This window comes from Sutcliffiella horikoshii (assembly GCF_020524325.1).
Classification (GTDB): Bacteria; Bacillota; Bacilli; order Bacillales; family Bacillaceae_I; genus Sutcliffiella_A; species Sutcliffiella_A horikoshii_D.
Genome location: NZ_JAIVKY010000005.1, coordinates 66,934 through 87,256, shown reverse-complemented (window position 1 = coordinate 87,256; position 20,323 = coordinate 66,934). Strand labels below are relative to the sequence as shown.

Sequence of the window (20,323 nt, the reverse complement as noted above, 5' to 3'; positions counted from 1 at the left end):
CTTTTTTATAGCTATATAATAATTACCACGTGATTTAAAAGTAGTCAATTTGACTGAAACGTTTGTCGAATCCTGTCTGTTAGTAAGGCACTAAAAAGGAAGTTCCTATTTGAAGAATTTATAGTCCATAAGGAGTATGTTTTATTTAATAATTATTTAATTCTTATTTCATAACCACAATATTTCACTCGAAAAGTTCACAGTCAGGTACTTAGAATCATTTTTTAATCTTTTTACGTTTGGCAGGTTTAAACACTTTACTTAATTAAATTGAAGAACAATTTGCCATTTTAATGAAATCCTTGGTGAATTCATCACTTAATGCAAAAAATAAAATCTTACTTTTGTACTACTTGTCTTGAGACGGCCTCTCTCTTACCGTTTGACCTTCGCTTCCACTTCTTCGGGCCTTGAGACGCCTTCTCTCTTAACGTTTGACCTCCCCTTCCACTTCTTCGGGTCTTGAGACTTCTTCTCTGTTACTTTTTAACATATCCCTCAACAAATTAAGGACTTGAGACTCATAGATATTTACCTAAATCACGCAATAAAACGGATCTCATCAACGAAATCCGTCTTAAGCTCTAACTATTAACTTCTTTATTTCGGCTGCATCCTAATTGCTCCATCCAGCCGAATAGTATCACCATTTAACATTGGATTTTCTATGATACTTTGAACCAGTTGGGCATATTCTTCAGGATACCCCAGTCGAGAAGGAAATGGCACCATCTTCCCTAGGGAATCCCTTGCTTCAGCTGGTAAGGAATCAAACATTGGGGTGTGAAAGAGCCCGGGGGCAATGGTCATCACTCGGACTCCAAATGACGCGAATTCCCTAGCAATCGGCAGGGTCATTCCGACTATCCCGCCTTTGGAAGCAGAATAGGCTGCCTGGCCGATTTGACCATCAAAAGCAGCTACAGAAGCAGTATTTACGACGACTCCCCGTTCCCCTTCTGCATTCGGTTCGTTCTCTTTCATTCGTTCAGCTGCCAGCCTAATTACATTAAATGAACCAATAAGGTTAATAGAGATGACTTTGGAAAAGTCGTCAAGCGAATGGGGCCCTTTTCGGTTCAATACTTTTTGTGCCACTCCAATTCCAGCACAATTCACCACCGTATTTATGTATCCAAACGTTTCAATTCCATAATCTAAGGCGTTGCAAACATCTTCTTCTTTTGTAACGTCTGTCTTTATAAAAAGAAGGGACTCCCCTAGTTCTTTCTTTAAGACTCTTCCTCTTTCTTCTGATAGATCTGCAACTACTGCCTTCCCCCCTTTAGAAACTATATTTCTAACGGTTGCCTCACCAAGTCCAGACGCTCCCCCTGTTACAAGGGCTACACAGTTTTGAATGTTCATAGTAAACTACCTCCTTTTTATGTCCTATTAATGCTTAATGCAAAAAGCATGCCAGTAATGTTGGTAGTTTTACAATGAAAAGTGTACGGAATCTGTACAAACTGTATGATAACCACAAAAATAAAGGGACACATCACTCTCCAAGATGTGTCCTTCTACTGGTGTCATTTTATTTTCAATTTGACTTCTTCTGTAATTCTTGCTGGGTATTCTGCAATGTTCAATGTAATAGGGCTTACCATCTTATCTGTATCGACTATCAATCCTTGTTCATACAAATTTGTTCCATCCATACTTGAATAGGTTCTTGTAGTATATTCGTGAACAGTTCCACTCGCGTCGATAATGTTGCTATCGAATAGACTAAAGAAGTAATTATGGTCTTTTAGGTCGACCTCAATCTGAAAATATATCCCTTTCACGTCTTTTTCTCCATCTTCTAACCAAACCTTTTTTAACTTTTTATCACTTGGCGCTTTAATAATATTCTCTTTTTCTAGATCCACAATAACTTCTAATTCATCCTTAGGAAGAGCAGTTAATGAGGAAAAGACCAAATCAAGTTGCTTAGGTTCAGAAAAGTAATTACTCTCAAAATACATAACTATTTTGTTATCATCCATTGAAGAGCCACCGTCTGATGTCCACCTATTACCTTTTTCATCTTCAAGCGCTATATCATCAAAACGGAAGATCTCGTGTGTGTTAGACTCGTCATACTCTAAGAATAACGCAATCCGAGTTGGATGGATTTCCATCTTTTTAAGATAGATGGACTGCCCGCCTGCTTCTACGGACTTATCAATTGCTATTTCTTTCGTCATTGCTGAAAATTTCTGTGTATCCACTTCGATTGGAAAATTCAGGCCCTTAATACTCTCTAGTTCATTAATATTTATACTAGTTTCTAAGTTAAATTTTTCAGGAATGATCTCTTTGTCTGAATAAATGACTTTTAATTGACCTGAAACCTTTTCCCCTTTCTTGATTTCCGAGTGGCTACCATAGAACATTCCATCAACATCAAGCTCTTCACCTGACCGCGATTTTAATTCGATATTACTAAGATTCATGGTGGAATAATTTTTATCACTTTCAAATGTATAAAACACCAACATCTGCGTTTCATCCACGATGATGGCATCTATCGTCATTGACACGCCATCTTCCTCTTTTCTGATTCCCACTTCCTGAAGGTAGTCGTTTTCTACAGCCGACATAATTCCTTTATTATGACGAATCAGCTCCACTATCCTCTCCATCCCTGGAATATTGCTGACGTAATTTGCGAAGGCAGGGGATACCCTTATAGTCGTAAAGAAAATGATTAGGAGAATGCTTGCAGCAACCATGCCGATTCTCCAGAATGGAGGTATTGCAGTCTTTTTCCCTTTTCTGATGCCGCTTCTAATGTAATCATCAATATCATTAGGAATTTCCACATTTCCGTACTCCTTTTTTAACTCCTGCAGTTTCTTTTCTTCTTTTTCAAACATGCTTGCTTCCTCCCTTCTCATCCCAATACAGACGTAATTTTTCCAAGCCTTTTCTCAACCAAGTTTTCACGGTATTCTCTGAAGAATCCATTACCTTTGCGATATCTTTAATCATAAAGTCTTCCATATAACGGAGTTGAATGACTGTCTGGTATGGATCACCTAACAGTGAAATAGCCTCTTGAACTTCCAGTTGTAGATCATTATCTTCTGTAAAAGGCTCTTCCATCTTCATTTGCATGTTAGGCTCCCGTTTTTTCTTCTTCCATTCATCCCTGCAGTAGTTGATCATAATCCTTACAAGCCAGGTCGAAAAATAGTCTGCTTGTTTCAGTTTTTTTATCCCCTTAAATGCTCGATATGTCACCTCTTGAATGGCCTCTAGTGAATCTGCTTCATTTTTCAAATAAGAATAAGCAATTCTATAGAGTTGTTCCTTATGTGTTGAAATCAGGGTAAAAAAAGCCTCTTCATCTCCCTTTTTCGCTTTCTCCACCAACCATTTCTTTTCCAAAATCTCACGCTCCTAAAAGCTCTTTTGCTGTTTTATACTCATTAGACCTATTAATCTGGTGAAAAGTTTTAACAAAATAAAAAAGCACCTGTTGTTTTTCTTAACAGGTGTGTAGCCAATCATTTGTCCCCAAACCGTTCTAGAATATTTCCTTCATTTTATTTAAAGAATCTAGGTTCTTTTTTTCTTGATACATATTGTAAGGAAACAATGATAAAAATAGCCCTGCAATCAAAATTAACAAAGTAGTTAATACTCTCTTCACCTTATTGCCCTACCTTCCTTAAATTAATTGCTTTCTCACTTACTACTTTCTCACATTCTACTACTATTATTCGACATTTCGACCCTAAACCCTCGAAAATACCCTTCAAATTTCTAATAATTATCTATTATCTGTTAAAATAAAGTAAAGACCTCAATTGAAGGAGTACATACACATGTCTAAACGACTTATGCTTATCACGCAAAATATCGGAGAAAATTATACGCAACAAATAAGAGAGCTTGCCCCACAATTTGAAGTTATAGTGGGAAAAGATAAAAAAATATGGGAACCTTATGCACACGAGGCAGAAATAGTTGTTGGATGGAAAAAGGATCTAGAAAAGCTTTCACTGGTCGAAGGTTCTAATCTTCGCTGGATACAAGCGTGGAGTGCAGGTGTCAACAGTATACCGCTACCAACACTTTCTAAGAACGGGATTGTTTTAACCAGTGCGAACGGTGTTCATGCCTATCCAATTTCTGAGACAATTTTTGCTCTCATGTTAGGTTTGACCAGAAAGATACATACTTATGTGAAGCAACAGCAGCAGAAAGAGTGGCATCATGCACAGATGAACCTTGAAATCCACGGGAAGACTATTGGTATTATTGGTGTAGGTGAGATTGGAAAAGAAGCCGCTAAAATAGCTAAAGCTTTTCGAATGCATGTGATGGGAGTTCGTCATTCAGGTAAACCTACTGACAATGTAGATGAAATGTTCACTCCTGACAAATTGCATGAAGTATTGCCAAAATGCGACTATGTCGTGGTCACGCTTCCTTTAACAGATGAAACGGATGGAATGTTTGGCTTAAAAGAGTTTAGAAAGATGAAAAAGTCCGCTTTCTTCATTAATATAGGACGCGGGGAAGTAATCGTGGAGTATGAACTAATACAAGCCTTACAAGAAAACTCAATTGCCGGAGCCGGTCTAGATGTTTTTATCAAAGAGCCCTTACAAGAAGATAGCCCATTATGGAACATGGACAATGTCATCATTACTCCTCACACTTCAGGTTCAACAGAGCATTATACTAAACGCGTAATAGAGGATATTTTCATTCCAAACCTGAAACACTATCTAAAGAATGAAAAACCTTCAATAAATTTGGTTGATTATAAAAAAGGCTATTAAATGGTTTAACTATCAAGTATATAGGGTAAACACGGAGAGAGTTAGGGGGAACTAAACATGCATCGAAATAGCGAACTACATACATTCTTATTAGAAAAAGCAAGAGTTTTAACAGAGGAATGGTACGAATCATTAGATAAAGAAAATACCAAAGGAGTGTATGCTTCCACAAATCCTGATGTGGTCGCCACTTTAAAAAAGCAGAATTACGATTTCCACCTTCAATTATGCAAAATTTTTATTGAAGAAGAAGAAAAGTTCTTCAAAGACTTTGAGGATTGGATTTTGTCTATCGCACAGGATGAACAACATTTAAAAACCCCAATCCACCATATTTTGCAGGAATTCTTTCGTGTTCGAGGTCAGTATTTGAATTTTATTGACGAGTTTGTTGCAATGCACCAAGAGGAGAAAGAGAATCAATTATTGTGGATGCATATGATAACGAAGGCATTTGATAATGTGGTACTTAAATTCGTCGAAGAGAATCAAAAGTATTCGGAAGAGCGACTGCAAGCCCAGCAGGATATGATCAAAGAATTAAGTTCGCCAGTCATTGCTCTTGATAATAATCGAGCCCTCTTGCCTTTAGTCGGGGATATTGATACTAGCCGGGCAAAATTCATACTTGAAAATACCTTGCAGCAATGCGGGGATAAGGGAATTAATCATTTGTATATTGACCTTTCAGGCGTGGTAATTATAGATACACTTGTTGCAGACCAAATTTTCAATCTAATAAAGGCATTAAACCTGATTGGAGTAAAAACAACACTATCCGGAATCAGACCTGAAATTGCGCAAACAACCGTACAGCTTGGAATATCTTTTAATAATATCTCTATAAAGCCTACATTGGCAGGTGCACTGACTTTACCAAATTTACCTGATACCCGACGTTAACTTGTCGGGTTTTTTCTTTTCCCTCGTTTTTTAAATCAGGCAAGTTTGCCTTATTGTGTTTAAAGTCTTTCCAGAAAGAGTATTTAAACTATATATATCTATGTATGTAGGGTATATGAAAAAATAAGAAGATATTCCTTCTTATAAAAGGAGTGAAAAGATGGAAAAAATATTAAATGAAATACTAGTTGAATTAAAAGAAATAAAGGCAGCTCAATTAGCCCTTTTGCAAGAACAAGAAGCCCTAAAACAAAATAGTGCTGTTTTAAAAAGAGATGTTACCAATTTGAAGGATGGGCAACAAGAGAAGAATACATTAATTAAACACACACTCACTCTTCAAATTGAAAATATGTTAGAAATAAGAAATGCGTTAAGGTCTTTAGAACAAGAAAAAAAGTCACCTGTTATTCCAAAGTAATTCGCCCAAAAATAGAAAACACTTCGCTCAGAGATGGAGGAAGTGTTTTTTTAATTTATTTTTTTAGCCGCCATACTATTTTTTAATGAATTTAGATTCCGGTATATGTCTACGATCTCCTCTTTTTTCATTCTGACAAGCCCACTGGATGATGGCGCTACAAAATCTATTGTCCCTTCTACCATGCTTTTATCCTGTTTTCCCCACTCAACTTGACGTACTCCGCTATATTCCTGATACACTCCTTTACCTACAAAGCAAACGATTTTAGGTTGAAAGTGTTCTATCTTCTTTCTCAACTCCAATCTACCTAGTCGGTATTCTTCTTTAGTTATATCCGCTGCTCCAACAGTCGGCTTCGCAACAATATTTGTTAAACCATAATGTAGCTCTACTAACTTAAAATCCTCAGTTGGGGCGTACTTTCTTGGAGTGAGCCCTGATTCAAAAAGAATGCTCCAAAACCTGTTGGTTGGGTTTGCATAATGATGGCCAGTTTCACCAGAGCGGATACTTGGATTGTAGCCAACAAAAAGAATATCTAGATTATGGGCAATATGGTCGTAAATCGCCTCCACTCTTTTCACCTCATTTCTTTACTTTATTTTATCAACTATTCTAAAAAAGACCAAACGGAAGCTTCCCGCCTAGTCTTTTCATTATCTATCATTAAAGCATAAATTTCCGATTTGCTTTGCTTTATCTGATTATTACTCTAGTTGAAAGATCCGATTTATGTGTAGTACGAACCCTTTTGCGGTATCATGGAAATGAATGGAACGTAGAAGTAGGGGCGACGCCTAAAAAAGCGGAAGAGGTCTTAGTAGCACTTTAATGTTTGGCGGCATTTTCATATCTTCTTGCGCTTGCTTGAGATATCGATACATTGCTTTACTGCCAACCGAGTTTGCAGAATGAATGGTAATTCTATCCGCATACAGCTCGTTCTCCACCATCTTATGAACGAGAAGCAGACCATTTCGATGTTTGTTCAACAAATCATGGTCCAAAGAGAGATGCCCAATCGCATGGTTCTCTAACAAGGTGAGGCACTGGTCAATGTCTTCTGCGAGTATATACCCATCAGGACATGTGCGACTATCATCAAGAAATACGTTAATTTTCAAGATGACACCTCCAAATATTCGACTTAGCTATATTGTAACATACATCCGTTACTAATTTTTTCCTAAAAGCCGACAAACTTATCACTAAACTCTTTCATAGCAGGGCTGACAAGAAGATTATAGGAATAATGTACCATTTTTAACTCTTAAGGTTTCTTGAACTCCGGGAAGTAGAATACCCACTTCATCCAAAAGGATTGTAGTCTATTTTGCAGGCGATCATATTCATGATATTCCTTTGCGTATTGTTGTTTGATAGAATAAGGTACTTCGCCATCTGCCTCTTTTTTTATATATTGCTCTTCCAATACTTCAAGCTTTTCTATTTTTAATTGAATGCTATTATAGCTCAACATAGCAAACATTCCATAAAACAACCCCATAATCATTGTATACAATAGTAAAAACTTCTTTACGCTTCCCATCTGTATCTTCCCTTCGTTTATCTACATACTATGACGAAAAACGGGAATGTGACAGGACTATTACAAATTAGAAATTACAAATCACAAATATTTATACTGTAACATAATGGTTTGCAACTTGGTGGTAATGCAGATAGAATTGTAGTAAAAGTGTTTGTGCGGGAGGGCTATTGTTTAGATGGGAATTTTAATTGATGTCTTAATTGTTGTCGTTTTTTCTCTAATCTTTTTTGGTGTATATAAATACGTAATGAAGACGATTAGAAAATATTAAAAGAACCGCTCCCAACCCTGGGGGCGGTTTTATACTAAAGCTTGGCATTTGCTCGGCTTTTCGTTTTCGTTTTTTCTTTAATGAAAAATGGAGCATATAAGAGTAAAAAGATTATCAGTACGACCAGTTCCAGTGTAAGAATATACCAAGGATAAGGACCCAAGAAGTCAATGAGGCTAGCATTAGTAGGCTTCTGTGCGAGGAACATGTAATTTCCACCCGTCAGGCGGTTCACCAAAAACACCACTAACGCTATGACATTCAAAGCAGCAAATGCTTTCCAAACCGACTTGAACTTCACCTGAAACTTTTCAACCCAAAGCATATAAAATACAGCCAAAATAATAGATATGTGCGCGATGAAGAAATGCAAGAAACGAAAATGTGGAAAGTCATAAAACAACTCCGGAGTAAGCAAAGCCTGGAGAGCACCGCCGACACCCAGAAAGTAAACCACTTCAAATACCCATTTCTGCCTCATCAAAAGCATCCATACACAAAGATATAGACTTATAGAACACAACTGGAATGGTAAGGTGTATCGGATATCCCACATGTTCGTGGATAAATACCAATAGTTTAGCCATATCTCAGAGCCAGCCAGTCCCAAAAGGAGTAACCATCTGCCTCCCCGCTTCATCCATGGTTTATTTCTAAATAAAAATAGAAAAAGAAGGAGTGCTAGGGTTAGGCATAAACTTATTAAGTGGGAAGCTGAAAAAAGGAGTGATCCTTCCATATAAGCTTCCGGATCGGTATAAGTACTAAACATCTGCACAGGACCTCCTTTCGTATCTAAATACTTGTCTATTTAAATAATGTAATTTTCACGGCGTTTTGCTTCACTTGTAGTTTTACTTTCCCTCCTATTGGAAAAGTGAACATCGGACTGGTATGACCGAAATCAGCGTTTGCCACAATTGGAATATGGAAAAGCTCCCTTTTTGTGTGAATGATCGTTTGAATCAATTCATTTGTAACATTGGACACTTTCTCAAAGCGCCCTATTACAATTCCTTTCACATCACTAAAGCCTGGTTGGTGGATCAGAGATTGCAAATCACGGTCAAATGTCTTCGGGCACGTTAATTTATCATCCTCAAGGAAGAGTACGGAATTTTTAAGACTTGGCATAAATTCGGTACCTTGAAGAAGATTCAAGGTACAAAGGTTCCCACCAACTGCAATACCCTCACACTCACCTTCATTGATGATTAAATAGCCCTCATTTGGATAAAATTTTCTATTCTCCTGATCCATATACCACGCATCATTACTCCATTCTCTAGAAGGAGCAATTTCAACGTATGTTGTATCATCAAGTAACACTTTCTTAAAGTATTCTAAAGAATATTCAAATCCCTTTAGCATACCAAAAGAAGAAAAGTGAATCCCAGAATAAGTGACAAGGCCAGTTTTTGCATAAATTGCGTTACCTAATGCAGTGATGTCAGAATACCCGCAAAAGATCTTTGGATTTTCTCTAATAAGATCATAATCAATATAGGATAATAGTTGATTTGCCTGGTATCCCCCTATAGTGGTGAGTATAGCCTTCACATTTTCATCACCAAATGCGTCATGTAGATCCGCAATTCGAGATTCAATAGAGGACGTTAATAAACTGTTAGATTCATTGATATGCTTCCCAAAGGTTACTTTTAGTCCCAATTGTTCAAGTCTATGTCTCGACAACTCAATATTTTCCTTTGACAGGATAGAATGAGAAGTAGAAGGTGCAATAACCCTTACTTCATCCCCCTTCTTAAGTCTTTCTGGTACCATCATTACCCCAACCTCCATTAACAACCAATATACCTACTATTCTACCAAACGAACCTACAAAACTTCTATAACTTTCCAGAAACCTCTAAAAATACAAAAGCTTTACTAGAATAAGAATATTTATGCAAAAAATGAATAAAAGGGGTCAGACCCCTTTTTTCATTCTTCACAAAATAGTAAGAATTTGCGGGTTGAGAATCTTGGTGTGGTATGTGTATACTTGGTATTACAAGTTTTTTTATTTGTTTTTTTGGGTATTGATTGTTGATTTGAAATATGCAAATTAAGTGAGGACTATTATGTATTATAAAACGCTTACTCATTCTTCATCGAAAGAGTGGATTGTGCTGTTTCATGGGTTTGGGGGGAATTCTTCCATTTTTTATAAGCAGCTGAAAGCTTTCCGCGCTGAATATAATATTCTTTTATTAGATCTGCCTGGTCATGGAAAGTCTCCATACCCGAAGGGCGCGGATCTTTTTGAGTATTCCTCTGAACAGACAATAGGGATTATGAACAAACTGAATATTGAATCCGCTCACTTTGTTGGTATTTCACTCGGAACCATTATCATGCAGGAAATTGCCCTCCGTAAACCAGCTGTCATTAAATCTATGGTCCTTGGCGGTGCAACTCCAAAGCTGAAAAAATGGGGAGAGTTTCTTTGCCGACTGTCCGTTTTCTATCCTCTAAGAAAAATACTGCCACACATGGTACCTTATCGTATCTTTGCACGAGTTCTACTACCAAAGAAGAATCACTCAGATTCAAGAAAAGCTTTCATTAAAGAGGCTTATAAACTTTCCAAAGAAACCTATCTAGGGTGGGTACTCTCTGGTTTGAACGGGTACACCACTTACGATCGGTTAAAAACAATAAACAACAAAATTCCAAAGCTATATATTTCCGGGTCTGAAGATCATATGTTTTTAAGCAATACGAAGGAATATGTTAAGCAGGAAGAAAACTCCACTTTAGAAGTTATTGAGAAATGTGGGCATGTTTGTAACATTGAAGAAAGTGACAAATTTAATGATCTTGCCGTTTCTTTTATGAAAAGGGTGGATAAGATTAGAATTACGGCTTAAAAACTGGAGGGTGACTACTCTCTAGTTTTTTTATATTTCAAAAAACCACAAGGCACCAATCACGCACCTTGTGGCTTCTCTACCTTATTTCTTTTTCCCGCCGCGTACTCCAGACGTAATTTTCTTCCACTTCTCTTTTTCTGCAAGTTGGGCACGTTTGTCATTTTTTCTTTCAAGGAATGCTAGTTCCCTCTGCAACTTTACATAGCTTTGGTATCTTGCTGCCTCTAACGTACCATCTTCAATCGCGCCTTGAACAGCACATTTTGGCTCATTAGCATGCTTACAATCCCTGAAGTAGCACTGCTCTGCCAGGTCTTCGATATCTTGGAAACTGTGACTGATCGCGCCATCTGCTTCCCACAATTGAAGCTCCCTCATACCAGGAGTATCCAGTACAAGACCACCAGTAGGCAACATATACAGCTCTCGGTATGTCGTCGTGTGTTTTCCTTTATCATCATCACTACGAACTTCTTGAATAAGTTGCTTCTCTTCCCCAAGAAGATAATTCGTCAACGTGGATTTTCCAGCACCTGATGAACCTAATAATGCCACTGTTTTTCCCTCAGCAAAATATGTTTCCAGTTCTTCTAATCCCGTTTCTTCCTTCACACTTACCGCATAAATCGGAACACCAAAGGCAACTGCTTCCACCTCGGCAATTTTCCCGGGAATATTTTCACACAAATCAGACTTAGTTAAGACCACCACAGGATTGGAGCCACTTTCCCACGCCATCACAAGGTATCTTTCTAATCGCCTTGGATTAAAATCATAGTTTAAGGATTGTACAAGAAAAACGGTATCCACATTCGCTGCAACAATTTGTTCTTCAGTCGTAAGACCAGCTGCTTTCCTTGAAAATTTACTGAACCTTGGTAACAAAGCGTGGATGGTTGCTTTTCCTTCCTCCTGACGCTCGCTCAATACAACCCAATCCCCAACAGCTGGGTAATCTTCACGAGTTACTGATTCAAACCGATACTTTCCGGATACTTCAGCAAGGCACTCACCTTGATCTGTTTCCACTCTGTACAACCTTTTATGTTCAAGCATCACTCTGCCCACTGTGTATCCTTGTTCTTCATATTCAATAAAAGCATTATTTAAAAATTCATTCCAACCTAATTGATTTCTTTTCAATGTGTTTTCCTCCTAATGGAAAGTAGATAATTTTTTTTGCAAAACAAAAAAGACCGCTCGCACGGTCTTTTGCAATAACATTTATAAACCATGAGACGTTATGCACAGCCCATGGAAATCTACCATCTCATCAGAAAAAGAACTGATTAATTTTAACGATTTCTATGCAAGGGCTGTGCTTCATTATTTAATTGATTGGCTTTTAAGACAATTAACTTTTTCATAAAACATCCCTCGCTTCCATTCGTTTTTTATACAATCATAATAATATGGTATTTTTATCTAAAAGTAAATAGGCTATCTGAATTTTCTTGAAAGAAATTAATTTGCTTCCACTCGAGCCAATGTTTTCTTTTGCTTCGATTGCCATGTAAAAGAAATAAGGATTGTCACACTTAAAACTAACAGTCCCAATACAAACGGGAAGATGATGTTCACATCGTATAATAATCCGGCAAGTGTTGGGCCTAATACGTTTCCAATACTCATATACGCATTGTTCATCCCCATCGCAAATCCTTGCTCATTGCCTGCCAATTTAGAGATCAGCGTATTGATGACAGGTCTTAAAATAGATGTTGCCAAGAAGATAATCAAGGTGATTCCAAAGAACACGCCATAGCTTGAAGCAAATAACGAAACCAAGAATCCGATTGCCGCTACGCATAAGAAGATATTTAATACATTGCCTTCCCCAATCGCACGCACAATCCGATCTACTACAAAAAGCTGCACGATCACACTGATTATTCCTGTTGCTGTGATCATTACAGCAATTTCTTGCGGGGTTGCACCAAACTGATTATCTATAAATAACCCTAAAACAGACTCATACGCCATCAATCCAAAGCTCATTACAAGCGTTATAATTAGTGGGATAAAATAAGGTTTGTTTACCGAAAGTGCCAGCTTTTTGATCATCGGTTCTGGGTTTTCTTCGTGTGCCATTACAGTCTCTTTCTCTCTGCTTTCTTTTAACACAAGGATAGAAAAAATAGTTGCCACAAGTGAGATCAAAGCAGAAACCAACAAAGGAGTTTTTAATCCGAAGTCAGCTAAGAATCCCCCAATTCCAGGGCCTATCACGATACCAAGCGACATGGCAGCGGAAATGTAACTGTTCCCTTTTGCACGTTGTTCCACCGTGGTAATATCTGCTACATAAGCAAAAAGGGCAGGTATTAACAGCGCTGCTCCTATTCCACCAATAACGCGAGAAAAATAGAGCATCCACACAGAATCAAATCCATAAAACACAAACATGGACAAGGTCAAACCGGCTAAGCCGAGGATAATCATGATTCTTCGTCCATATTGATCGGCCCATTTTCCAGCCAATGGTGACATGACAAACTGTGCACCGGCAAAAATAGCAATCATTAACCCTGCAGCCAATCCGCCTTCACCGATGGAATCAAGGTATGCCGGAAGAATAGGAATGATTATCCCGAAACTCCCTACTGCAATGAACATATTTATCATTAAAATAATCATTTTCTTACGTTGTTCAGGTGCCATTATGTCACTTCTTCCTATTATTTATTTCGTGCCTCTTACTAAATCAACTTTAGTATTTTATGACTTTTGAAGGCTGGTGTCAATGGAAGAAGTATTCCCTTATCGGATTTACAATAAATGTGAATCGGGCGATTTTTCCAAAGTATCGGGCGATAATTTAGAAATACGGGCGATTCTCAAACAAAATCGGGCGATTAAGAGTTCCATCTACATCATCAGCCCACCCAAAATCTGCTACACTTGCTTTATTCAAATAAAGGAGCCTTTAACATGAGAAATATACCTATTCTAATATTAATAGAAGCATATATGATAGGCGGACTTGGGGGATATGTGTTTTACCTTGCTAACCTGCCTCTGCCTTGGGTTCTCGGAGCACTATCTTCCATTTTGCTTTATCAAGGTTTTTCTAAGCGGAAGGTGTACTGTCCGGATCCTTTAAAGCAAAGTGGTTTTTTGATTCTCGGATTATTTTTCGGCCTTTATTTTACAAAAGACACCTTATTGACAGTCGCACCGTACATACTGCCTTATGTTTTATCCACCATTGCTTTGGTTGCTGTAAGTATTATGAACAGCATTTTAGTTACGAGATGGATATCTGTAGATAAAATTACGAGTGTATTTGGATCTATTCCTGGAGGGCTTTCCGAAATGGTGGTTGCAAGTGAATCGCTTAATGCGAAAAGTTCCTTGGTAGTCATTTTCCAAACAGTACGGTTGCTTACTGTGTTGTTCATGGTTCCTTTTATTGTCGTCCATGCTTTTTCATCTAACGGGATTGGGCAAGATGTTACGGCTGCAATAGGGCGTACATATGAATTCGGTGGATGGCACTATCTTTGGTTCCTTCCAGCCATAATTGGCGGGGTTATGCTCAAAAATAAAATTCCAGCAGGTATTGTCATCATTCCACTTGCCTTGACGGCCCTATTTAACATAACCCTGATGGAAATGGCAACTCTTCCTCCTTTATTATTGATAATCGCGCAAATAACTGTAGGATTAGGTATGGGAAAAGGAATAGCCTTTGCAGATTTGAAGCTTGGGGGCAAATATTGCGTTGTTTATTTTGGTTTGACCGTAACGTTAATCTTGGTGTCTTTTGGACTTGGCATGATTCTCGCAGCGATAACCAGCTTGGATTTGCCGACTGCCATTCTAAGCGTCGCACCAGGCGGGCTTATTAAAATGGTGTTGACGGCAACCTCTGTCGGAGGAAATCCTGCTGTTGTCAGCTCTTTGCAATTAATACGTCTGTTATTCATTATTATTGTTGTCCCGCCTCTTCTTAAGTGGTATTTCACGAGGATTTCTAAAGAAAAGATTGTGTAAAAGTCAAAAAAGAGGATTATTTGTCTGTTAAAGAGAATTAGCATACTATAACCTATTCAGGAGGCCTACATATGAAAATTTTAGTGATTGGCGGTACGCGGTTTTTAGGAAGATTTATCGTAGAAGAAGCGTTAAAGCAAGGCCATGAAGTAACGATGTTTAATCGTGGCAATCATGTAGATGTATTTCCTCAGGTTGAATGTATTGTAGGAGATCGAAACAAAGACCTCTCCTTACTTGAAGCTGGTAAATGGGATGTGGCAATAGATACGTGCGGGTTTACCCCAAAAGCTTTAGCTGAATCCACCAGGGTACTTGCTGATAAAGTCGACCATTATACCTTCATTTCGAGCATTTCGGTTTACAAAGATTGGATTCCATCTGGTATAAAAGAGGATTATCCCGTTCAATCCCTTACAGAAAAAGAAATAGAAGAAATCGGTTACGGAACACAAGAGCAAATCAATGCCCATTATGGAGCTTTGAAAGCAGAGAGTGAACTCGCCGCAGAAGAAAATATGCCTAACAAGGTCCTGCATGTCCGTTCTGGGCTACTAGTCGGCCCTTATGATTATTCGGATCGTTTCAGCTATTGGGTCAATCGGGTTGCTGAAGGTGGTGAGGTTTTAGCACCTGGCAGAAAAGATAGAAAAGTCCAATATATTGATGCTAGAGACATAGCACTGTGGATACTTAAAATGGCAGATGAAAAAATAACCGGCACTTTTAACGTAACTGGACCAACAACACCTCTCACAATGGAAGATTTCCTGACCACATGTAAACGGGTATCAGGATCTGATGCGGAATTCGTCTGGGCAGATGAGAGTTTCTTATTGGAACAACATGTTGCTCCTTGGACAGAAATGCCGCTTTGGATTCCCGAAGAGCATCCACTTGTAGAGGGCAGTGAACCTTGGCGTGGTGCAAGTTCCATAAGTATAGAGAAGGCCTTGCAACACCGATTGGAAGTGCGATCAGTAGAAGATACAGTTCAAGATGTTCTTCATTTTGAAATTTCCAGAAAAGATGAAGAAAGAAAAGCGGGCATTCATAGAGAAAAAGAACAGAATGTGTTGAATGCTTGGAAAACGAGAGCTTAGATCAAGTTTAGAAAAGCCTGCGATTATTATCGCGGGCTTTTCATTTTCCCTACAACTCCTAAAAAAAGGGCTTAACTATTTTTCATGTACAAGCGACAAATTTCAACCAACTACGTCAAAGTAAGTGTAATCAAAATTCCTAAATTGGAGTGTTCAACATGAAAAAACATCAAAAAGCCATTCTTGCATTAGCTATTACCCTTGGCCTATCGGGGGCACTTGGGTTCTCATCCTTTGAACCTGTTTTTGCTTCAAACACTGATGAAGTGATCACCATTAAAAAAGGGGATACCCTTTACAGTCTTTCAAAGAAATACGATGTCACTATTGATGAGATCAAAAAGATGAATGATCTAACAGGTTCCAAGATCATCGTTGGGGAGAAACTCATTATTAGAGAAGCAACAGATATTGTTGTAGCAAAAGGTGACACCCTCTACTCCCTTGCCAAAACTCACGGAACTACCGTAAAGAAGTTAAAAAAATGGAATCTGTTAACCTATGATAAAATTTATACCGGTCAAAAACTTTTAGTGAAAGCTCCTGTCATTATTGAAGTCAAAAAAGGAGATACTCTATACTCTTTAGCCAAAAAAGCTGGCACCTCTGTGGAGCAACTGAAAAACTGGAACAATCTACCTAATCACACCATAAAAATTGGCCAACAAATCTACCTTTCCCCTTCTCCAGAGAGCTTCACCATCACAGTAAAAAAGGGAGATACCTTGTATTCGTTATCTAAGAAATATGGCATATCAGTTACTGCTTTGAAAGATCTTAATAAACTAAGCTCCAATACCATTTATTCAGGACAAAAATTGAGACTAAACTAAATAATTATGAAACTCATTCTACTCTTATTCGTATTATTAGATATAAAAAAAGGAGGGACAGCGAATGAAAAAGACTGTCTATTTTTCAGATAACTTCTTCTCTTCTGGAGAAACAGAAATTTATGATGGGACTCAAATAATTATTGGAAAGTTAGATTTAAGGAGTGCTTTTTCTGCTGCCGTTGATGTGAAAACTCCAGCAGGCGATACTATAGTAAGCGGAAGTTTTGGCTTCTTCTCCAACAAATGGTTTGTAAAAGACCATCAGGAAAACGAGCTTGGGGAACTTCGCGAGCGCTTTGCTTTCTTTAAGTCCATCTATGAATACAAAGCACACGGGAGAGGAATTTATCGATTAGAAAGTCCCGCCTTTTCAAGGGAGTACACTTTATTTGACGAAAACGATGAATTGGCTGCGGAATTCAAAAGAATAGATAGCTTTTTTGAGTCCCCTGCCTTTCAATTGTCAGATTACACTCCAGATCTTGAGACCGAGGAACTGGTCGCAGTAGTAATGGGGATGAATGCTATTCAGAAAAGAAGGCAATCACAAAACAACTCTACTGCCACATAAATCTATATGAAAAGAGGCAGTAGAAAGGTCCGTTTCCACCTCTCAACTGCCTCTTTTTTTATGCTAATTCCTTTTTTAATTGCATCAATTGTAACAACTCATTATCCATGGATGAATATTCGTCACTGTCCCTATCTACCATGCTGATTTTCCCTAGCAATTCCGTAATTCTTGCCTCTAATACGGCAATCTTTTCTCTGGTTTCTTTTACAGAAGATGAAGCCTCCTTCTTCCTACTCTCTTCATACTCCTGTAGACCTGTTTCCACCCGTTTGATTCTTTTATTTTCAATCACAAGCAGCTTGTCGCACAGTTTCTCAATAAAATAGCGGTCATGGGAGATAACGATGAGCGTACCATTGAACGTAGACAAGGTAGCCTCCATCTGTTCCCTGCTTGGTAAGTCCAGGTGATTGGTCGGTTCATCAAGGATTAAAACATCGTACTCCTGCATGATCATGTGGACCAATTTGACCCTTGTCTTTTCGCCAAGGCTCAGGGTATCAAGAGGTTTCGTCAGTTTTTCTTCCTGCATCCCCATATTTGCAAAAATCGTCCGAGCCTTGGAAACACTTTCCCACCCATTCAGTTCTAAATATTCCATAGCGGTTTGATTCACAGGTAAATCACTGACTTCCTGGCTTAGATAGGCAATTTTCAATGACGCACTTTTCCACAGGGAACCTTTTGTAGTAGGTTCCTGCTCCAATAGCATTTTGATAAAAGTGGTTTTCCCTGCCCCATTTTCACCAACTAACCCAATTCTCTCTCCATGTTTCACGTAAAAATGACTTTTTTCAAACAGAAGTCTAGTACCAAATTGTTTAGTTAGCCCTTTCGCCTCCAGAATTCTTTTCCCTCTTTTACCATCCGTTTCAAATTCAAATTTCACCTGTACTTCTTCCTTCGGTTTTTCCACTTTATGTTTGGACAGTTCAAGCTCCAGTCTTTTTGTCTTTGATTTAATTTGATTATCCTTTTTCTTCGCTTTTACCCGCTCGAATTCCTTTAACCCCATCTGTTTACGTTCACCAGGGTTATCTCTTTTCCCTGCCTCCCTATGTGCCTTTTCTGACCATTGCTTCAAGTTGGCAACTTGATCTTCAATCATTTTTATTTTACGTTGTTGCTTTCCATAGTCACGCGTTTGCTGATCGTGACGACGCTGTTTTTCTTCACGATACGCTGAGTAATTACCTTCATACTCCACTATCTTACAGTCTTCTATTTCGTATATCTTAGAAACTGTCTTATCTAAGAAATATCTATCATGGGAGATGATGATGGCTGCACCAGCAAACTTCTTCAGTTCTGATACTAGCCAGTTTACACCCTTCATATCCATATGGTTTGTTGGCTCATCCAGACAAAGAAGCTGGGGGGTTTGGGACCATATTTTTGCCAAAGCTAGCTTAAGTCTTTCTCCACCACTTAAAGTGTCACTGGAGACTTCCTCCCTGGTAATGGACTTACCCAAACCCAGCTCACTTGTCGTACGTAAAAGGTCTTTGGCTTCCTCCATCATTTCTTGATCTGTATGAATGGTATAATCAGTACTTTGCGGCAGATACCCGACCTTTATTGTAGCAGGTAGTTTAGATATACTTCCTGAATCAGGTTGAATAGATCCCATCAATAACTTCATCAAAGTCGTTTTGCCTGCGCCGTTCCATCCAACTAACCCAATTTTTTCACCATTTCTTATATCAAAAGAGATATCCTTCAAAATATCCCGTTCCCAAAAACTTTTATTTACTTTTTTAACTTGTAGTATCACTGTCATACATATGCACCTCATTATTGTTTTTTTAATTATAGATGAGCAGCCATAGTATCAATCATTACAAAAAACCTCCCCAGAAACCTGGAGAGGTCTAAAAGAAAAGTCGATTGCATATGCAAACAACGCCTATTCTACAAGTAAGTATCACAAAATAACACTAATCCATTACGGATAGCGAAACAACTATACATCGATACTTATGGCAGGTAAAAATGGGCAGACTAATCCAATTCTCCAGGGTTCTCATTTTATTAATCACATGAGTTCACTCCTAAAAAAATAGATTAATTCCACATCGCACCTAGTACCTTCCTTTTCTCGTATAGTCTTGCACTATTAGTATATTTTCCCTTTTACATATTGTCAATCCTAATTCAAACAATGCTTTTTGAAGTATTGCCTTGTTTCCTCGTGAGCAAGCTTTCTTTGAACCTCTTCTTTTTTGAAAAAACCTATCTCACTGACCTCGTCATCTTGTGGCAGCAAGTCTTTGTTCTCCCCTTTATATTCAACAAGAAACATGGTTGTCTCTTGGGAATGATAACCGATCTTTTTTGCAACGCCTTGGGGAAATTTAAAACTTATTTTTTCTTCAAATTCTTTTATAACATAAAAGGTGTTCTTTCCGGTTTCTTCCTTCAGTTCTCTTAGTATGGCCTCATAAAGGGAGGAATCTGTTTTCTCCACCCCGCCTTTGATAAAATCCCATTCCCCCTGGATTTCTTTTTTTCCTTCTGTGGTATTTATCTTTGTTTTTAGTATTAGTATGTATTCCTTGCCTATTGTTACAATAGCACCAACCGCTTGTCTAACCTCCATAAGCGGCCTCCTCTCCATTATCTGAATCTTTTCTCATTTTTATGATATACTATACATTAAGAAACAGAAACCATCATAACGGAGGTTATGCAAGGCATGGAATATTTTTTTCCAATGATTGCGCTATTCTTGTTAGGTATGCTTGTTTTTTCTGGTGGTAGTTTAATGGCATATCTGAACAAAAAAGTTCATTTTGTCAGTGTGATTCTTACCATGGTCAGTTTTGGAATCTTATATAGTTTGATTGCAAGAATCACCGACTGGCTACCTGCCATCATTACAATGTCCACCGTTCTCTCGCTGTTAGGGATATGGGTGGTGAACAACTATCGTAGTATCAAAATGGCTCCGAAAGAACTAGATAAACAAACTCCATAAAATAGAGTAACCCAAGCACATAACCTCAGT

General features: G+C 38.2%; 21 protein-coding genes. 9 read left to right on the top strand and 12 right to left on the bottom strand.

Translation table 11 applies throughout. From position 1 onward, the window contains the following. Window positions 1-600: 600 nt before the first annotated feature. From LC091_RS05295 to LC091_RS05285, 3 genes are all read right to left on the bottom strand, one after another. The gene (locus LC091_RS05295) at window positions 601-1,368 is read right to left on the bottom strand and encodes a 3-hydroxyacyl-CoA dehydrogenase (RefSeq protein ID WP_226680868.1); all 768 of its coding nucleotides are present in this window, start codon (window positions 1,366-1,368) and stop codon (window positions 601-603) included. Between the two features lie 164 nt (window positions 1,369-1,532). Further along, window positions 1,533-2,864 carry a DUF4179 domain-containing protein gene (locus tag LC091_RS05290; protein WP_226680866.1) on the bottom strand — a complete coding sequence of 444 codons (1,332 nt, stop codon included), beginning with the start codon at window positions 2,862-2,864 and terminating at the stop codon, window positions 1,533-1,535. Continuing rightward, the gene (locus tag LC091_RS05285; protein ID WP_226680863.1) at window positions 2,857-3,378 is read right to left on the bottom strand and encodes a sigma-70 family RNA polymerase sigma factor; all 522 of its coding nucleotides are present in this window, start codon (window positions 3,376-3,378) and stop codon (window positions 2,857-2,859) included. Before LC091_RS05285 ends, LC091_RS05290 begins: the two co-directional genes overlap by 8 nt. 440 nt (window positions 3,379-3,818) lie before the next feature. On the opposite strand from LC091_RS05285, the gene LC091_RS05280 reads away from it, so the two are divergent. The 3 genes from LC091_RS05280 to LC091_RS05270 all read left to right on the top strand — a co-directional run bounded on the left by LC091_RS05280 (window position 3,819) and on the right by LC091_RS05270 (window position 6,105). Next, entirely contained in the window at window positions 3,819-4,781 is a 963-nt protein-coding gene (locus tag LC091_RS05280) for a D-2-hydroxyacid dehydrogenase (RefSeq protein WP_226680862.1), read from the top strand. A gap of 57 nt (window positions 4,782-4,838) precedes the next feature. After that, window positions 4,839-5,684, top strand: a complete 846-nt coding sequence (locus tag LC091_RS05275; RefSeq protein WP_226680855.1) for an STAS domain-containing protein — start codon at window positions 4,839-4,841, stop codon at window positions 5,682-5,684. Window positions 5,685-5,844: 160 nt separating this feature from the next. Then, window positions 5,845-6,105, top strand: coding sequence for a hypothetical protein (locus LC091_RS05270; RefSeq protein WP_226680853.1), 261 nt, complete (start codon window positions 5,845-5,847; stop codon window positions 6,103-6,105). Between the two features lie 50 nt (window positions 6,106-6,155). Here the strand turns inward: LC091_RS05270 and LC091_RS05265 are convergent, their stop codons facing one another. The 5 genes from LC091_RS05265 to LC091_RS05245 form a co-directional block, all read right to left on the bottom strand. Then, the gene (locus LC091_RS05265) at window positions 6,156-6,683 is read right to left on the bottom strand and encodes a mismatch-specific DNA-glycosylase (protein ID WP_226680851.1); all 528 of its coding nucleotides are present in this window, start codon (window positions 6,681-6,683) and stop codon (window positions 6,156-6,158) included. A gap of 222 nt (window positions 6,684-6,905) precedes the next feature. Next, complete coding sequence (locus LC091_RS05260) at window positions 6,906-7,232, bottom strand: cyclic-phosphate processing receiver domain-containing protein (protein ID WP_226680849.1); 327 nt, start codon at window positions 7,230-7,232, stop codon at window positions 6,906-6,908. Window positions 7,233-7,378: 146 nt separating this feature from the next. Continuing rightward, window positions 7,379-7,630 (bottom strand): hypothetical protein, encoded by a 252-nt coding sequence (locus LC091_RS05255; protein WP_226680847.1) that lies wholly within the window; start codon window positions 7,628-7,630, stop codon window positions 7,379-7,381. Between the two features lie 335 nt (window positions 7,631-7,965). Further along, window positions 7,966-8,670, bottom strand: coding sequence for a YwaF family protein (locus LC091_RS05250; RefSeq protein WP_319003642.1), 705 nt, complete (start codon window positions 8,668-8,670; stop codon window positions 7,966-7,968). A 68-nt stretch (window positions 8,671-8,738) separates the two neighbouring features. Continuing rightward, window positions 8,739-9,716, bottom strand: coding sequence for a S66 family peptidase (locus tag LC091_RS05245; RefSeq protein WP_226681320.1), 978 nt, complete (start codon window positions 9,714-9,716; stop codon window positions 8,739-8,741). Between the two features lie 299 nt (window positions 9,717-10,015). Here LC091_RS05245 and LC091_RS05240 point away from each other — a divergent pair, with 299 nt between their 5' ends. After that, complete coding sequence (locus LC091_RS05240) at window positions 10,016-10,804, top strand: alpha/beta fold hydrolase (RefSeq protein ID WP_226680842.1); 789 nt, start codon at window positions 10,016-10,018, stop codon at window positions 10,802-10,804. An 84-nt stretch (window positions 10,805-10,888) separates the two neighbouring features. On the opposite strand, the gene rsgA is transcribed toward LC091_RS05240, so the two are convergent. Together rsgA and LC091_RS05230 are read right to left on the bottom strand one after the other, a co-directional pair. Continuing rightward, window positions 10,889-11,950 carry a ribosome small subunit-dependent GTPase A gene (gene rsgA, locus LC091_RS05235; RefSeq protein ID WP_226680841.1) on the bottom strand — a complete coding sequence of 354 codons (1,062 nt, stop codon included), beginning with the start codon at window positions 11,948-11,950 and terminating at the stop codon, window positions 10,889-10,891. 321 nt (window positions 11,951-12,271) lie between these two features. Next, complete coding sequence (locus tag LC091_RS05230; RefSeq protein ID WP_226680839.1) at window positions 12,272-13,468, bottom strand: MFS transporter; 1,197 nt, start codon at window positions 13,466-13,468, stop codon at window positions 12,272-12,274. A gap of 270 nt (window positions 13,469-13,738) precedes the next feature. On the opposite strand from LC091_RS05230, the gene LC091_RS05225 reads away from it, so the two are divergent. The 4 genes from LC091_RS05225 to LC091_RS05210 all read left to right on the top strand — a co-directional run bounded on the left by LC091_RS05225 (window position 13,739) and on the right by LC091_RS05210 (window position 17,313). After that, a complete protein-coding gene (locus tag LC091_RS05225; RefSeq protein WP_226680837.1) occupies window positions 13,739-14,803 on the top strand; it encodes an AbrB family transcriptional regulator in 1,065 nt (354 codons plus the stop codon). 71 nt (window positions 14,804-14,874) lie between these two features. Continuing rightward, the gene (locus LC091_RS05220; protein ID WP_226680835.1) at window positions 14,875-15,906 is read left to right on the top strand and encodes a Rossmann-fold NAD(P)-binding domain-containing protein; all 1,032 of its coding nucleotides are present in this window, start codon (window positions 14,875-14,877) and stop codon (window positions 15,904-15,906) included. A 158-nt stretch (window positions 15,907-16,064) separates the two neighbouring features. After that, window positions 16,065-16,739, top strand: a complete 675-nt coding sequence (locus LC091_RS05215) for a LysM peptidoglycan-binding domain-containing protein (protein WP_226680833.1) — start codon at window positions 16,065-16,067, stop codon at window positions 16,737-16,739. A gap of 64 nt (window positions 16,740-16,803) precedes the next feature. Next, window positions 16,804-17,313, top strand: coding sequence for a hypothetical protein (locus tag LC091_RS05210; RefSeq protein WP_226680831.1), 510 nt, complete (start codon window positions 16,804-16,806; stop codon window positions 17,311-17,313). Window positions 17,314-17,371: 58 nt separating this feature from the next. Here the strand turns inward: LC091_RS05210 and abc-f are convergent, their stop codons facing one another. Both abc-f and LC091_RS05200 read right to left on the bottom strand, forming a co-directional pair. Next, a complete protein-coding gene (abc-f, locus tag LC091_RS05205) occupies window positions 17,372-19,096 on the bottom strand; it encodes a ribosomal protection-like ABC-F family protein (RefSeq protein ID WP_226680829.1) in 1,725 nt (574 codons plus the stop codon). Window positions 19,097-19,465: 369 nt separating this feature from the next. Beyond that, window positions 19,466-19,915 carry an NUDIX domain-containing protein gene (locus LC091_RS05200; RefSeq protein WP_226680827.1) on the bottom strand — a complete coding sequence of 150 codons (450 nt, stop codon included), beginning with the start codon at window positions 19,913-19,915 and terminating at the stop codon, window positions 19,466-19,468. Between the two features lie 96 nt (window positions 19,916-20,011). Between LC091_RS05200 and LC091_RS05195 the strand changes: the two genes are divergently transcribed. Further along, window positions 20,012-20,293 carry a hypothetical protein gene (locus LC091_RS05195; protein ID WP_226680825.1) on the top strand — a complete coding sequence of 94 codons (282 nt, stop codon included), beginning with the start codon at window positions 20,012-20,014 and terminating at the stop codon, window positions 20,291-20,293. Window positions 20,294-20,323 lie beyond the last annotated feature (30 nt).